Source organism: Thermus hydrothermalis, assembly GCF_022760925.1.
Lineage (GTDB): Bacteria > Deinococcota > Deinococci > Deinococcales > Thermaceae > Thermus > Thermus hydrothermalis.
Genome location: NZ_JAKTNT010000002.1, coordinates 1 through 13805, shown reverse-complemented (window position 1 = coordinate 13805; position 13805 = coordinate 1). Strand labels below are relative to the sequence as shown.

The window sequence follows — 13805 nt, the reverse complement described above, 5'->3', positions numbered from 1 at the left end:
ACGCCCTATCCTACGCCAAGCCGCTCAAGAAAGGCGAGAAGCGCCGTGCGCCCCTCCCAGAGGCTTTGGGGGAGGACCCACTCCTCCTGCGTGTGCGCCCCTCCTCCCCGGTAAACCCCCAGGGCCAGGGCGGGGATACCCCGTTCAATGGCGGCGCTGGCGTCGGTGGAACCGGGCTGGAAAAGGGGCTTTTCCCCAACGGCGGCCAAAGCCGCCTCGGCCGCCCGGAGAAGCCCGGGCGTGGCGGTGGTTCCCGCAGGCCTACGGCCGAGCTCCTCCCAGGAAAGCGCCACCCGGTGGCGCCTGGCCACGTCCGCCACCAGGTCCAAGACCGCCCGCACCCGGTCTTCCAGGAGAAGGGGGTCGGGGGAGCGCACCTCCAAAAGGGCCTCCGCCTCCTCGGGGATGGCGTTCACCGCCTCACCTCCCTTGAGGCCGCTGGCGTTTATGCTGGCCTCGAGGCCCGCCACCAAAGGAGGAAGCCCCGCCAAGGCCTCCGCCAGGGCGAAGACAGGGTTGGGGCTCCCCCGGTCCCCCCAGGCGTGGCCCCCGGGGCCGGAAAACCGGAGCCTTAGGCGCACCGAGCCCAGGGCGCGGTCCACCACCCCGGGCAGGTAGCCGTCCACCGCCACCACCACCTGGGGCTCCAGGGCCGCCACCAGGGCACGGGCCCCCTTGAGGTTCCCAAGCCCTTCCTCCCCCACGGTGAAGCCCCGCACCACCCCGGGCAAGGGGGGTAGGGAGAGGAGGACGGCCACCCCCGCCGAGTTATCCCCCACCCCAGGCCCATAAAGCCGCTCCCCCACCCACCTGGGAGAGGCAGGGGGCAAGACGGTGTCCAGGTGGGCGAGGAGGAGGATCCTCCCCTCCCCCGCCCACACGTTCCCCACCCCGTCCCTTTGCGCCCCGGGGAGGTGGCGGGCCACATAGCCCCCCCGCGCCTCTTCCCCCGCCAAGGGGGCAAGCTCCAGGAGGTGGCGCACCGGGTCCACTACTCTTCCGGCTCGGGTTGGGCAAGCCCCTCGCGGATGGCGTAAAGGGCCGCCTGGGTGCGGTTGTTGAGGTGGAGCTTCTGGAAGATCTCGGAAAGGCGGTTGCGCACCGTCTTCTCGGAAAGGCCGAGCTCGGCGGCGATCTCCAGGTTGGTGTAGCCCTGGGCCACCAACTTGAGGATCTGCACCTCCCGCTCGGAAAGCTCGGCGTGCAAGGGGGCCTGGGCCTCCTTCTTGGCCCGGAAGTCCTGGATGATGCGCCCGGCGAGCTCCGCATCCAAAAGCACCTCGCCGGCGTGCACCCGGCGGATGGCCCCGATGAGCTCCTGCGCATCCGTGTCCTTCAGGAGGTAGCCCCGGGCCCCCGCCTTCACCGCCTCAAACACGTAGGCGTCCTGGCGGTACATGGTGAGCATGATGACCTTGGCCTCGGGCCACTCCTTGAGGATGGCCTGGGTGGCCTGCACCCCGTCCAGGCCCGGCATCTGGATGTCCATGAGGATCACGTCCGGCTTGGCCTCGAGGGCGTGCCGCATGGCCTCCCACCCGTCCTTGGCCTCCCCCACCACCCGGAAATCCCCTTCCGCCTCCAAGAGGCTCTTTAGCCCTTGGCGGAAGAGGGCATGGTCGTCCGCTAGCAGTACCCGGATCACCCCTCCATCTTAGCCCCTGGGCCCTCTGGTATGGTAAGGGGATGCAGGTACGCATAGAAAAGCTCGTTCCGGGAGGCTACGGCCTCGCCCGCACGGAGGAAGGAGCCATCCTGGTCAAGGGGGCCCTGCCGGGGGAGGTGGTGCGGGGGATACCCGTGCGGCGCAAGGGAGCCCTCTTCCTGGAAGAAGTGGAGCTCTTAGAACCCCATCCAGAGCGTTACCCACACCCCCTCCCCCCCTCCGCCGACCTTCCCTTGGCCTACGAGGCCCAACTCCCCCTCAAGGAAGCCCTGGTAGGAGACGCCCTAGCGCGCATCGCCAAACTGGAAGCCCCTCTCCTTCCCATTCGTCCTTCGCCCAGGCCCCTGGGCTACCGCACCGCCGCCCAGTACGCCCGCTACCCCTTGGGGGGCCTCGCCTACCGCCTTCCCGAAAGCCACGCCCTCTACCCCCTGGAGGAGGACCCCCTCTTGGCCGAGCCCCTGGCCTCCGCCTTCGCCCTCTTAAGGACCTGGCCCCTTCCCGTGGAGGAGGTGGCCCTTAGGGGAAGCCTCCTGACAGGAAAGGTCCTCCTCGGCCTCGTCGGGGGGAGCCTCGAGGCCCTAAAGCGCCCCGCCAAGGCCCTGGTGAAGGAGGGCTTCGCCGGGGTGGTCTGGGCGGAGCCCTCCCCCAAGGGGCGCTTCCGCGGCCGGGTAACGCCCCTCTATGGGGAGAGAACCCTCCTAGAGCGCTTTGGCCCCCTCACCGCCACGGTGAGCGTGGAAAGCTTCAGCCAGGTGAACCCCTTGGCGGCCGGGGAGCTCTTCGCCGAGGCAACCGGGCTCGTTTCCGGGGGGGAAAGGGCCTTGGAGCTCTACGCGGGAAGCGGCCTCCTCTCCCTCCTCCTCGCCCCCCGCTACCGGGAGGTGGTGGCGGTGGAGGTGAGCAAGGAGGCGGTGCGCCGGGGCGAGGCGGACCGGAAGCGGCTTGGGGTGGAAAACCTCCGCTTCCACCGGGGGGATGTCCGGGAAGCCCCTCGGTTTGGGCGGTTTGACCTGGTGGCGGTGGACCCGCCCCGGGCCGGGCTCGCCCCCGAGGTGCGGGCCTACCTTCTGGAAAGCCGTCCCGAAGAGGTCCTCTACATCGCCTGCGACCCCGCCACCTGGGCCCGGGACGTGGGGGAGTTGGTGCGGGGAGGCTACCGCTTGAGCTTCGTGCGGCCTTACGATTTCTTCCCCTTCACCCACCACGTGGAGGTCCTCTCCCTTCTCCGGCTAGGGTAGGGGAAGCCCATGGAAAAAGGGGGCGGGGTCCACGGGCACCCCCTGGAGGCGCACCTCCAGGTGCAGGTGGGGCCCCGTGGAAAGCCCCGTGCTCCCCAAAAGCCCCAATACCTCCCCGGCCTTCACCCGCTCTCCCACCCGCACCCGGCGCTCTTTAAGGTGCCAGTACCCGGTGCAAAGCCCCATCCCGTGGGCCAGGACCACCGCCTCGCCCCGCACCTTTAGCCTTTCCGAAAGGACCACCACCCCCTCGGCCACCGCCCGCACCGGCGTACCCAGGGGAGCGGCGAAGTCCAAGCCCTCGTGGTAGGAGGCGAAGAGGTGCCCATACCGCCTGCGGGTGCCGAAAGGGCTTGTGATCCGGCCGCCTTCCAAGGGAGGGCGGAAGGCCTGGGCGAAAGCGAGGGGTCCCTCCTTGGGGCAGGCGGCCACCACCCGCTCCCGTTCCGCCTTCACGCCGGGGTCCTTGAGGAGGGCCTCGAGGCCAGGGGTGAGGGCCAAGGCCTCCTGCCCATAGCCCCCCGGGGCCACCTTGAGGGAAACCTCTTTTTCCTCCCCATCCAGGAAGAGGCGCAAGGGGTACTCCCCCGGCTCCACCAAGGCCCCCACCGCCAGGAGGCCCCAAAGCCCGCCCTTTCCCGGCGCCAAGGGGTAGCGGACCCCAAGGAAAGCCACCTCCCCCGCCCCATACCCCTCCACCCGCAGGCCAAAGGCCCGCCCCTGGACCGGGAAGGAAGCCCAAAGCCGCCCCCGGGGCAAGGGAACCTCCCAAAGCCCCACCCACAGGACCTGGCCAGCCCGGATGCGGTTGGGGTCGGAAAGGCCGTTCCAACGGGCAAGGTCCTCCACCCGCACCCCGTAGCGCCGGGCGATGCCGTAAAGGGTTTCCCCGGGGGCCACGGTGTGCACCTGGGCCATGGCCAGGAGGACGAAAAAGGCCAGGGGAAGAAAGCGGGGCATGCCCTTATGCTAGGGGGAAAGGAGCCCCTATGGTCCTGATCCTAAACGGTCCTAACCTGAACCTGTTGGGAACGCGGGAGCCCGAGGTGTACGGCCGCACCACGTTAGAGGAACTGGAGGCCCTGTGCGAGGCCTGGGGCGCGGAGCTCGGCCTCGGGGTGGCCTTCCGCCAGAGCAACTACGAGGGGCAGCTCATTGAATGGGTGCAGCAGGCCCACCGGGAGGGGTTTTTGGCCATCGTCCTCAACCCCGGGGCCCTCACCCACTACTCCTACGCCCTCCTGGACGCTATCCGGGCCCAGCCCCTCCCCGTGGTGGAGGTCCACCTGACGAACCTCCACGCCCGGGAGCCCTTCCGCCAGCACTCCGTGACCGCCGGGGCCTGCCGGGGAATCATCTCCGGCTTTGGACCCCTTTCCTACAAGCTCGCCCTCACCTACCTGGCCGAGGTCCTGGAGGTGGGCTAGAGAAGCCCCGCTAGGCGGTAGCCCACGTACACCAGCAAAAGCCCCAGGCCCAAGCTTAGGCCCACGTAGGCCAAGGCCTGCCCCACCTCCCCGTCCTGCAACAGGGCCAGGGTCTCGTAGCTAAGGGTGGAGAAGGTGGTGAACCCGCCCAGGACCCCCACCGCCAGGAAAAGCCGCGCCTCGGGGGAAAGGGCCCCTTCCAGGGAAAGCCGCAAGACCGCCCCGATGAGGAAGCTCCCCAGGGCGTTCACGAACAGGGTGCTATAGGGAAAGCCCGGGCCCAAAAGCCCTTGGACGTAGGCCCCAAGCCCGTAGCGCAAGGCCGAGCCCAAGGCCCCGCCCAAAGCCACCAGGAGGTAGCGCTCCATGCGGAAAGTATATTTAGGCCATGAAGCCCAAGACCCTCTCCCCCATCCTCACCGCCAAAGGCGTGCGGCTCGCCATCGCCGTGGGCCGCTTCAACGAGCGGGTGACCAAGCTCCTCTTGGAGGGGGCCCTCGAGGCCTACGCCCGGCTCGGGGGCGACCCGGCGGAGGTCCTGGTGGCCTGGGTGCCCGGCTCCTTTGAGCTTCCCCTGGTGGCCAAACGCCTGGCCCAGCGCCCCGACGTGGACGCCGTGGTGGCCTTAGGGGCCGTGGTGCGGGGGGAAACCCCCCACTTTGAGTACGTGGCCGCCCAGGCGGCAAGCGGCCTCATGCAGGCCATGCTCCAAACGGAAAAGCCCATCGTCTTCGGCGTCCTCACCACCAACACCCCCGAGGAGGCCCAGGAGCGCGCCGGGGGCAAGGCGGGAAACAAGGGCGCCGAGGCGGTTTTCACCGCCATTGAGATGGTGCGCCTCCTGGAGGTTATTTCCCGGTGAAAAGGGCCCGGGCGTAGCGGAGGTGGAGGTAGAGGAAGCAGCCCAGGCAAAAGCCAAAGGCCAGGTTGATGAAGGCCAAGAGGGCCACCAAAAGGGCCAAGGCGTAGCCCACCCCCTTCAGGCCCAGGAGGAGGAAAAGGGAGGCCAGGCCCAGGAAGACCGCTCCCAGGGTGCGGGCGAACCGGTGGGGCCTCGGGTCCTCCTCCACGGGCTGGGGCGGCACCCGAAGGAGCCGCTTGAGGGCCACCATCAGGTCAAACGGGGTGTGCTGGCTCGCCATGAGGAGGAAGAGGGCGTACACCAGCCAGGGGAGGTCCATAAGGGCCGCCAGGGGCAGAAGGAGGACCAAGAGGGCCTGGTTGAAGCGGAGCTGGTTCCGGTCCGTCTTCATGGCCTTCACTATACACCTAAGCCTGTGAGGCTTAGGGGTAAAGGGCACACTCCCCGTGGCAGAATGGTCCCGTGGTCCCCCTCCTCACCACCCCCTTGCCCACACCCCACGGCTTCACCACCCGGCTGGGCGGGGTTTCCCAAGGCCCCTACGCCAGCCTGAACCTCTCCCCCGCCACCGGGGATGACCCCAAAAAGGTGGCGGAGAACCAAGGCCGGGTCCTAACCGCCTTCGGCAACCCCCCGGTGGCGGCCCTCAAGCAGGTGCACGGCACCGAAGTCCACCTCGTGGAGGGCCCCGGGGTCTGGGAAGGGGATGGCCTCCTCACCACCACCCCGGGCCTCCTCCTCCGGGTGGGGGTGGCGGACTGCTACCCCCTCCTCCTCTACCACCCCCAAGGGGCGGTGGCCGCCCTGCACGCCGGCTGGCGGGGCGTGGTGGGAGGGATTTTGCCCAAGGCCCTCGCCCTCCTCGAGGCCCTAGGACTAGACCCCAAGGCAACCCACCTGGCCATAGGCCCCGGCATCGGAGGGTGCTGCTACCAGGTGGGGGAGGAGGTAGTGGAGGCCTTCCAAAAGGCCTGTCTTCCCACCTTCCGCAAGGACGAAGGCGCCCCGGGCAAGTACCTCCTGGACCTGGAGGAGGCAATCCTGCTCCAGGCGAAACGGAGCGGGCTTTCGGAAAAGCGCATCTACCGGATTAGGCTTTGCACCGCCTGTTCCCCGGCCCTCTTCTCCCACCGCCGCGACCGGGGGAAGACGGGGAGGATGTGGGGTCTTGTGATGCTTCCCCGTTAAGGCGGCGTTCACCCGGGGCGTGGCACAATAAGGCCATGCTCTTCCCCCGGGAGGTCCTCCCTTCCCTCCTTAACCTCACCCCTTCCTGGCTTAAAGAGCGGGGGCTTAAGGGGGTTATCCTGGACCTGGACAACACCCTCTTGCCCTATGGGGAAGAGGCCCTTCCCGCCGAGTACGCCGCTTGGCTTTCCGCCCTTAAGGAGGCGGTGCCCATCTACCTCCTTTCCAACGCCCTGCCCGAGCGCTTTGCCCGGGTGCAGAAGCGGCTTGGCCTTCCCGGCCACGCCCCCGCCCTGAAGCCCTGGCTGGGCTTCGCCAAGGCCCTCAAGGCCCTAGGCCTTCCCGCCCGGGAGGTGGCGGTGGTGGGGGACCAGGTCTTCACCGACATCCTGGGGGGGAACCTGGTGGGGGCCTACACCGTCTTGGTGCCCCCCTTGCGGGAAAAGGAATTCTTTTACACGCGTTTCATACGGATGCTGGAAACTCCGTTTAGGAAACCCTGGGGAGGGAGTCCATGAGCGTGCTGACCATCGGCGACAAGCGGCTTGGGGCCATCCTTTTGGATGCGGGGCTCCTCACGGACGAGGAGCTCCAACTCGCCCTGGAGAAGCACCGGGAGGTGGGGGGAAGCCTGGCGGAGGTCATCGTGGACTCGGGCCTCCTCTCGGAAAGGCGCATCGCCCAGGCCATTGAGGACCACTTCGGAATCCCCCTGGTGGAGCTCCACCAGCTGGAAATCCCCCCGAAGGTAAAGGCCCTCTTGCCAGCGGAGAAGGCCAAGGAGCTGGGGGCCATCCCCTTCGCCCTGGACGAGGAGGCGGGGGTGGTGCGGGTGGCCTTCGTGAACCCCTTGGACACCTTGGCCCTCGAGGAGGTGGAGGACCTCACGGGCCTCGTGGTGGAGCCCTACCAGGCCACCAAGAGCGCCTTCCAGTACGCCCTGGCCAAGCACTACCCCGAGCTCGGCCTGCCCCTCCCGCCCCCGCCCACAGGCCCAAGCCAAGGGGAGCTTCGGCTAGGGGAACTCCTCCTAGGGAAGGGCCTCATTGACCGGGAAACCCTGGAGGAGGCCTTGGTGGAGCAGGAGAGGACGGGGGACCTTTTGGGCCAGATCCTGGTGCGCAAGGGCCTTTCCGAAGAAGCCCTCTACCGTGCGCTGGCCGAGCAAAAGGGGCTAGAATTTTTGCCCACCACCGAAGGGCTAACTCCTGACCCCGCCGCCACCGCCCTCCTCCTCCGCTCGGACGCCTTGCGCTTTAGCGCCGTCCCCGTGGCCATCCGCGAGGGCAAGGTGGAGGTGGTCCTGGCTGACCCCCGGCACAAGGAGGCGGTGGAGGAGCTTTTGGGCCGCCCCGCTCGCTTCTACCTCACCCTGCCCAAGGCCTGGGAGGCCCTCTTCCACCGGGCCTACCCGGAAAAGGGGCGGTTGGGCGAGGTCTTGGTGCAGGAGGGCCGCCTGAGCCGGGAACACCTGCGGGAGGCCTTGGAGGTGCAAAAGCGCCTCCCCAAGGCGAAGCCTCTGGGGGAGATCCTGGTGGAGCTGGGCCTCGCCCGCCCCGAGGACGTGGAGGAGGCCCTCAAGAAGCAACGCCAAGGGGGAGGCCGCCTGGAGGACACCCTGGTCCAGTCGGGCAAGCTCAAGCCCGAGGCTTTGGCCCAGGCGGTGGCCGCCCAGCTGGGCTACCCCTACATTGACCCCCAGGAAAACCCCCCGGACCCCGGGGCCGCCCTCCTCATCCCCGAGGATCTGGCCCGGCGCTACGGCGTCTTCCCCCACCACCTGGAGGGGAAAACCTTGGTCCTCCTCATGAAAGACCCCCGGAACATCCTGGCCCTGGACGACGTGCGCCTGGCCTTGAAGCGGAAGGGCCTGGGGTACGAGGTGACCCCCGCCGTGGCCACCGAAGCGGCCATCGTCAAGCTCATTGAGCGCTTCTACGGCAAGGAGGAGCTCGGTGAGTTGGCCAAGGAGCTCTCCAAGGGGTACCAGGCGGAGGAGGAAGCCCTCACCACGGAGCTAGACGAAAGCGCCGCCCAGCGCTTCGTCAAGCAGGTGATCCGGGAGGCCTACCTCCAAGACGCTTCCGATATCCACGTGGAGCCCAGGCAGTCGGACGTCCTGGTGCGCCTTAGGATTGACGGCACCTTGCGCCAGTACACCACCTTGCCCAAGGGGGCCTTGGGTCCGGTGATCAGCGTCATCAAGATCATGGGCGGGCTCAACATCGCGGAAAAGCGCCTCCCCCAGGACGGCCGCGTGCGCTACCGGGAAGGGGCCATTGACGTGGACCTGCGGCTTTCCACCCTGCCCACGGTCTACGGGGAAAAGGCGGTGATGCGCCTTTTGAAGAAGGCGGCGGACATCCCCGAGATAGAGCAACTGGGCTTTGCCCCCGGGGTCTTTGAGCGCTTCCAGGAGGTGATCTCCAAACCCTACGGCATCTTCCTTATCACCGGCCCCACGGGAAGCGGCAAGAGCTTCACCACCTTTTCCATCCTGAAGCGCATCGCCACCCCCGATAAGAACACCCAGACCATTGAAGACCCCGTGGAGTACGAGATCCCCGGCATCAACCAGACCCAGGTGAACCCCCAGGCCGGGCTCACCTTCGCCCGGGCCTTGCGCGCCTTCCTGCGCCAGGACCCGGACATCATCATGGTGGGGGAGATCCGCGACTCGGAAACCGCCAAGATCGCCACGGAAGCGGCCCTCACCGGCCACCTGGTCATCGCCACCCTGCACACCAACGACGCCGCCCAGGCCATCACCCGCTTGGACGAGATGGGGGTGGAGCTTTTCAACATCTCCGCTGCCCTTATCGGCGTCCTTTCCCAGCGCCTGGTGCGCAAGATCTGCGACCACTGCAAAGTGGAGGTGAAGCCCGACCCGGAGGTGCTCCGCCGGCTCGGCATCCCCGAGGAGGAGATGCAAGGGGTGAAGCTCTACAAGGGCACGGGATGCGAGCGGTGCGGGGGCACGGGGTACAAGGGCCGCTACGCCATCCACGAGCTTCTGGTGGTGGACGACGAGATCCGCCACGCCATCGTGGCGGGGAAGTCCGCCACGGAAATCAAGGAGATCGCCCGCAAGAAGGGCATGAGGACCTTGCGGGAAGACGGCGTCTACAAGGCCCTCCAGGGGATTACCACCCTCGAGGAGGTCCTGGCGCGTACCATTGAGTGAAGGAGGCAGTCATGCCCAAGACCCCGGATATCGTGGACCTTTTGACCCTGGCCGTGGAGCGGGGAGCCAGCGACCTGGTGATCACCGTGGGCCTCCCCCCCATGATCAAGGTGGACGGGGAGTTCCACCCCACGGAGTACGAGCCCCTAAGCCCCCAGGACACCCGGCGCCTCATGTACGCCCTCATGGACGAGAAGCAGCAGCGGGTCTTTGAGGAGGAGAAGGAGCTGGACTTCTCCTTTAGCCTCCCGGGCAAAGGGCGCTACCGGGTGAACGTCTTCCTCCAGCGGGGAAGCGTGGGGGGGGTCCTCCGGGTGGTGCCGGCGGTCATCAAGAGCTTTGAGGAGCTAGGTCTGCCCAAGAACATTGCCGAGATCGCCATGGCCCCCAGGGGCTTGGTCCTGGTGACGGGCCCCACGGGAAGCGGCAAGAGCACCACCTTGGCCTCCATGATTGACTACATCAACGAGCGCAAGCCGGTGCACATCGTCACCATTGAGGACCCCATAGAGTTTTTCCACCGGCACAAGAAGGCCATCATCAACCAACGGGAGATCGGGGCTGACACCCACAGCTTCCACAAGGCCCTAAGGAGCGTGTTGCGCCAGGCGCCGGACGTGATCCTGGTGGGGGAGATGCGGGACTACGAAACCATCGCCGCCGCCATCACCGCCGCCGAAACCGGCCACCTGGTCATGGGCACCCTGCATACCAACTCCGCCCCGGAAACCATTGACCGCATCATTGACGTCTTCCCGGAAAACCAGCAGGAGCAGGTGCGGGTGCAGCTTTCCAACAACCTGGTGGCCGTGCTCACCCAGCAACTCCTCCCCAAGGCCTTTGGCGGGGGGCGGGTCCTGGCCTACGAGCTCATGATCGCCACCCCAGCGGTGCGGGCCCTCATCCGCGAGGGCAAAAGCCACCAGCTCCGGAGCGTGATCCAAACGGGGGGCCAGTACGGCATGATCACCATGGACGCCTGCCTGGCCGATCTCTACAAGCGCAAGCTCATCACCTACGAGCTAGGCCTCGCCCGGGCCGTGGACCCCAAGGAGTTCATGCGCCTCGCTGGGGTGCAGGAAGGGGCGAAGCGCTAACGGGTAAACTTTAGGGCATGTACGAAGCCGTCATCGGCCTCGAGGTCCACCTCCACCTGAAAACCCGGACCAAGGCCTTTTGCGGCTGCCAAGCCGACTACTTTGGGGCCGAGCCCAACACCCACGTCTGCCCCATCTGCCTAGGCCTTCCCGGGACCCTGCCCGTCCCCAACCGGAAAGCGGTGGAGTTCGGCCTGCGCCTCGCCCTGGCCCTGGGAAGCCGGGTGCCGGAGAAGCTCCTCTTCCACCGCAAGAACTACTTCTACCCCGACCTGCCCAAGAACTACCAGATCAGCCAGTACAACCTGCCCTTGGGGGAAGGGGGGGCCTTGCCTTTGGGAGGGCGAAAGGTGCGCATCAAACGCCTCCACCTGGAGGAGGACGCCGGGAAAAGCCTCCACCTGGAGGGCCGCACCCTCCTGGACCTGAACCGGGCGGGAAGCCCCCTCATTGAGCTCGTCACCGAGCCCGACCTCGCCACCCCCGAGGAGGCCCGGCTCTTCCTCCAGCGCATCCAGGCCCTGGTCCAGACCCTGGGCATCTCCGAGGCGAGCCCCGAGGAGGGAAAGCTACGGGCCGACGTGAACGTCTCCGTGCGCCGGGCAGGGGAGCCCTTGGGCACCAAGGTGGAGATCAAAAACCTGAACTCCTTTAAAAGCGTCCAGCGGGCCCTGGAGTACGAGATCCGCCGGCAAACGGAAATCCTTAGGCGGGGGGAAAAGGTCAAGCAGGCCACCCTGGGCTTTGAGGAGGGTAGCGGCAAGACCTACCCCATGCGCACCAAGGAGGAGGAGGCGGACTACCGCTACTTCCCCGAGCCCGACATCCCTCCCATCCCCATCCCTCGCCCTTGGGTAGAGGAGATCCGGGCCAACCTTCCCGAGCTCCCTTGGGAAAAGGAAGCCCGCTACCGCTCCCTGGGCATCAAGGAAAAGGACGCCGAGGTCCTGGCCTACACCCCCTCCCTCGCCCGCTTCCTGGACCGGGCCCTGGCCCTAGGGGAAGCCTCCCCCCAGGCCCTTGCCAACTGGCTTTTGGCCGACGTGGCGGGCCTCCTCAACGAACAGGGCTTCACCCTGGAGGAAACCCGCCTCACCCCCGAGGGCCTTTCCCGCCTGGTGGCCCTTTTCGAACGGGGAGAGATCACGAGCCGGGTGGCCAAGGCGCTCCTTCCCGAGGTCCTGGAAGGCCAAGACCCCGAGGCCCTGGTGCGGGAACGGGGGCTAAGGGTGGTAGCGGACGAGGCCGCCCTAAAGGGGGTGGTGGCCGAGGTGATCGCCGCCATGCCCGAGGCGGCGGAAAGCGTGCGCCAAGGCAAGCTCAAGGCCTTGGACGCCCTGGTGGGCCAGGTGATGCGGAGGACCAAGGGCCAGGCCCGGCCCGACCTGGTGCGCCGCCTCCTCCAGGAGGCCCTTGGGGTAGGATAGGGCCGATGCGCTACGAGGAGGCCGGGGTCCACATAGAGGCCAAGGCCGAGGCCCTCAGGCGGGCCAAGGCCGCCATCGCCGCCACCTACACGGAGGAAGTCCTTAGAGGCCTAGGGGCCTTTGGCGGGCTCTTTGACGCCAGGGCCCTAAAGGGGATGGAGCACCCCGTCCTGGTGGCCACCACAGACGGGGTGGGCACCAAGACCCTCCTCGCCCTCGAGGCCGGGGACGTTTCGGGGATCGGCTTTGACCTGGTGAACCACTCGGTGAACGACCTCCTCTGCCAAGGGGCTAGGCCCCTCTTTTTCCTGGACTACCTGGCGGCAAGCCGCCTGGAAGAGCCCGTCCTCGCCGCCCTTCTCACCTCCTTGGCCCAGGCCTGCCGGGCCCTCTCCATCCCCCTCTTGGGCGGGGAAACGGCGGAGATGCCCGGGGTCTACCGGGAAGGGGCCTGGGACGTGGCGGGCACCCTGGTGGGGGTGGTGGAGCGCTCCGAGATCCTAGGCCCCGAACGGGTGCGGGAAGGGGACGTCCTCCTCGCCCTCCCCTCCACCGGCCCCCACACCAACGGCTACTCCCTCATCCGCAAGGTAGTGGCTGGGCAGGACCTCTTCGCTCCCGTGCCGGAACTCGGGGAAAGCCTCAAAGAAGCCCTCCTCCGCCCCCACCGGGCCTACCTGGAAGAGTTCTTGCGCCTGAAGGAAGCGGGGGTAGAGCTCCACGCCATCGCCCACATCACGGGCGGCGGGCTTCCCGAGAACCTCCCCCGCGCCCTTCCCGAAGGCCTGGGGGCGGAGGTCCAAAAGGGCACCTGGCCCATCCCCCCCATCTTCCCCTACCTGCAACGCCTGGGGGAGATCCCCGAGGAGGAGATGTACCGGGTCTTCAACATGGGCCTTGGGCTCATCCTCATCCTCCCCGAAAGCGAGGCGGCGAAAGCCCTCGCCCTGGTGGAGGGCTACCGGGTGGGCCGGGTGGTTCGCGGGAGCGGAGTGCGCCTCTTATGAAGGAGCTTTGGCTCATCCGCCACGGCGAAACGGAGTGGAACGTCAAGAAGCGGTTCCAAGGCCACCTGGACGTCCCCCTCTCCCCCGTGGGGATCGGCCAGGCCTTCCGCCTGGCCCAGCGCCTGGCCCGAAGCCGCCTTCCCTTTGACGGGCTATTCTCCTCCGACCTGCGCCGGGCCAGGGAAACCGCCGAGCCCTTGGCGGCGGTCCTGGGCCTCCCCTTAAAGACCACCCCCCTCCTTCGGGAGATTGACGTGGGGGAGCTCGCTGGCCTCGGTCGGGAAGAAGCCGAAGCCCGTTTCCCCGATTTCATGCGAAAAGCACAGGAGGACCCCTGGCACACCCCCCGTCCCGGGGGAGAGAGCATGGCGGACCTCGCCCAGCGCCTCCTCTCCTTTTGGGAAAGCCTCCCTCCCGGCCGCCACCTCCTGGTGACGCACGGGGGCGTGATCCGAGCGGCGCTCAAACTGGCCCTAGACCTGGAGGGCCACGCCTGGCGCCGGGTGCACATCCCCAACACCTCCATCACCCGCATCCAGCTTCCCAACCGGGAGGTGCTCACCGTATCCGACGTGGCCCATCTGGAAACCTGGGCGGACTGGCTTTCCGACGAGAGCGTGCAATAAAAAACCCCGGGCCAAAAGCCCGGGGTTTTGGAGCGGGAGACGGGACTTGAACCCGCGACCCCGACCTTGGCAAGGTCGTG

General features: G+C 67.5%; 15 protein-coding genes. 10 read left to right on the top strand and 5 right to left on the bottom strand.

All coding sequences use genetic code 11. The features are described from left to right. Positions 1-5: 5 nt before the first annotated feature. Positions 6-992: a M20/M25/M40 family metallo-hydrolase gene (locus L0C60_RS01300; protein ID WP_234504190.1), complete on the bottom strand. Its 987-nt coding sequence runs from the start codon at positions 990-992 to the stop codon at positions 6-8. Continuing rightward, positions 992-1645 (bottom strand): response regulator, encoded by a 654-nt coding sequence (locus L0C60_RS01295; RefSeq protein WP_234504187.1) that lies wholly within the window; start codon positions 1643-1645, stop codon positions 992-994. The genes L0C60_RS01300 and L0C60_RS01295 overlap by 1 nt, the downstream gene beginning before the upstream one ends. Positions 1646-1686: 41 nt before the next feature. Here L0C60_RS01295 and L0C60_RS01290 point away from each other — a divergent pair, with 41 nt between their 5' ends. Then, positions 1687-2907 (top strand): class I SAM-dependent RNA methyltransferase, encoded by a 1221-nt coding sequence (locus L0C60_RS01290; RefSeq protein ID WP_234504186.1) that lies wholly within the window; start codon positions 1687-1689, stop codon positions 2905-2907. Here L0C60_RS01290 and L0C60_RS01285 read toward each other — a convergent pair. Beyond that, positions 2899-3867: a LysM peptidoglycan-binding domain-containing M23 family metallopeptidase gene (locus L0C60_RS01285; RefSeq protein ID WP_234504184.1), complete on the bottom strand. Its 969-nt coding sequence runs from the start codon at positions 3865-3867 to the stop codon at positions 2899-2901. The genes L0C60_RS01290 and L0C60_RS01285 overlap by 9 nt on opposite strands. A gap of 29 nt (positions 3868-3896) precedes the next feature. Between L0C60_RS01285 and aroQ the strand changes: the two genes are divergently transcribed. Continuing rightward, a complete protein-coding gene (gene aroQ / locus L0C60_RS01280) occupies positions 3897-4334 on the top strand; it encodes a type II 3-dehydroquinate dehydratase (RefSeq protein ID WP_234504182.1) in 438 nt (145 codons plus the stop codon). Here aroQ and crcB read toward each other — a convergent pair. Continuing rightward, the gene (gene crcB, locus L0C60_RS01275; RefSeq protein ID WP_234504180.1) at positions 4331-4702 is read right to left on the bottom strand and encodes a fluoride efflux transporter CrcB; all 372 of its coding nucleotides are present in this window, start codon (positions 4700-4702) and stop codon (positions 4331-4333) included. The two genes, aroQ and crcB, sit on opposite strands and share 4 nt — an antisense overlap. Positions 4703-4722: 20 nt before the next feature. Here crcB and ribH point away from each other — a divergent pair, with 20 nt between their 5' ends. Beyond that, positions 4723-5196, top strand: a complete 474-nt coding sequence (gene ribH, locus L0C60_RS01270; protein WP_234504178.1) for a 6,7-dimethyl-8-ribityllumazine synthase — start codon at positions 4723-4725, stop codon at positions 5194-5196. Here the strand turns inward: ribH and L0C60_RS01265 are convergent. Then, positions 5183-5587, bottom strand: a complete 405-nt coding sequence (locus L0C60_RS01265; protein WP_234504176.1) for a DUF4395 domain-containing protein — start codon at positions 5585-5587, stop codon at positions 5183-5185. The genes ribH and L0C60_RS01265 overlap by 14 nt on opposite strands. A gap of 71 nt (positions 5588-5658) precedes the next feature. On the opposite strand from L0C60_RS01265, the gene pgeF reads away from it, so the two are divergent. The 7 genes from pgeF to L0C60_RS01230 are packed head-to-tail and all read left to right on the top strand — an operon-like array spanning position 5659 to position 13725. Further along, positions 5659-6384 (top strand): peptidoglycan editing factor PgeF, encoded by a 726-nt coding sequence (gene pgeF / locus L0C60_RS01260; RefSeq protein WP_234504175.1) that lies wholly within the window; start codon positions 5659-5661, stop codon positions 6382-6384. 35 nt (positions 6385-6419) lie between these two features. Further along, a complete protein-coding gene (locus L0C60_RS01255) occupies positions 6420-6902 on the top strand; it encodes a YqeG family HAD IIIA-type phosphatase (protein WP_234504173.1) in 483 nt (160 codons plus the stop codon). Beyond that, complete coding sequence (gene pilB / locus L0C60_RS01250; protein WP_234504171.1) at positions 6899-9568, top strand: type IV pilus assembly ATPase PilB; 2670 nt, start codon at positions 6899-6901, stop codon at positions 9566-9568. Before L0C60_RS01255 ends, pilB begins: the two co-directional genes overlap by 4 nt. 11 nt (positions 9569-9579) lie before the next feature. Next, positions 9580-10665, top strand: a complete 1086-nt coding sequence (locus L0C60_RS01245; RefSeq protein ID WP_243092421.1) for a type IV pilus twitching motility protein PilT — start codon at positions 9580-9582, stop codon at positions 10663-10665. A gap of 17 nt (positions 10666-10682) precedes the next feature. Continuing rightward, positions 10683-12092, top strand: a complete 1410-nt coding sequence (gatB, locus tag L0C60_RS01240) for an Asp-tRNA(Asn)/Glu-tRNA(Gln) amidotransferase subunit GatB (protein WP_243092420.1) — start codon at positions 10683-10685, stop codon at positions 12090-12092. Between the two features lie 5 nt (positions 12093-12097). After that, positions 12098-13099: a phosphoribosylformylglycinamidine cyclo-ligase gene (purM, locus tag L0C60_RS01235; protein ID WP_243092419.1), complete on the top strand. Its 1002-nt coding sequence runs from the start codon at positions 12098-12100 to the stop codon at positions 13097-13099. Beyond that, the gene (locus tag L0C60_RS01230; RefSeq protein WP_234504159.1) at positions 13096-13725 is read left to right on the top strand and encodes a histidine phosphatase family protein; all 630 of its coding nucleotides are present in this window, start codon (positions 13096-13098) and stop codon (positions 13723-13725) included. The genes purM and L0C60_RS01230 overlap by 4 nt, the downstream gene beginning before the upstream one ends. Positions 13726-13805: the final 80 nt, after the last annotated feature.

Excerpts from the sequence above, each read along its gene's own strand:
- L0C60_RS01290 (WP_234504186.1), top strand. The coding sequence starts at position 1,687 with ATGCAGGTACGCATAGAAAAGCTCGTTCCGGGAGGCTACGGCCTCGCC.
- L0C60_RS01285 (WP_234504184.1), bottom strand. The coding sequence starts at position 3,867 with ATGCCCCGCTTTCTTCCCCTGGCCTTTTTCGTCCTCCTGGCCATGGCC.
- aroQ (WP_234504182.1), top strand. The coding sequence starts at position 3,897 with ATGGTCCTGATCCTAAACGGTCCTAACCTGAACCTGTTGGGAACGCGG.
- crcB (WP_234504180.1), bottom strand. The coding sequence starts at position 4,702 with ATGGAGCGCTACCTCCTGGTGGCTTTGGGCGGGGCCTTGGGCTCGGCC.
- ribH (WP_234504178.1), top strand. The coding sequence starts at position 4,723 with ATGAAGCCCAAGACCCTCTCCCCCATCCTCACCGCCAAAGGCGTGCGG.
- L0C60_RS01265 (WP_234504176.1), bottom strand. The coding sequence starts at position 5,587 with ATGAAGACGGACCGGAACCAGCTCCGCTTCAACCAGGCCCTCTTGGTC.
- L0C60_RS01255 (WP_234504173.1), top strand. The coding sequence starts at position 6,420 with ATGCTCTTCCCCCGGGAGGTCCTCCCTTCCCTCCTTAACCTCACCCCT.
- pilB (WP_234504171.1), top strand. The coding sequence starts at position 6,899 with ATGAGCGTGCTGACCATCGGCGACAAGCGGCTTGGGGCCATCCTTTTG.
- L0C60_RS01245 (WP_243092421.1), top strand. The coding sequence starts at position 9,580 with ATGCCCAAGACCCCGGATATCGTGGACCTTTTGACCCTGGCCGTGGAG.
- gatB (WP_243092420.1), top strand. The coding sequence starts at position 10,683 with ATGTACGAAGCCGTCATCGGCCTCGAGGTCCACCTCCACCTGAAAACC.
- purM (WP_243092419.1), top strand. The coding sequence starts at position 12,098 with ATGCGCTACGAGGAGGCCGGGGTCCACATAGAGGCCAAGGCCGAGGCC.
- L0C60_RS01230 (WP_234504159.1), top strand. The coding sequence starts at position 13,096 with ATGAAGGAGCTTTGGCTCATCCGCCACGGCGAAACGGAGTGGAACGTC.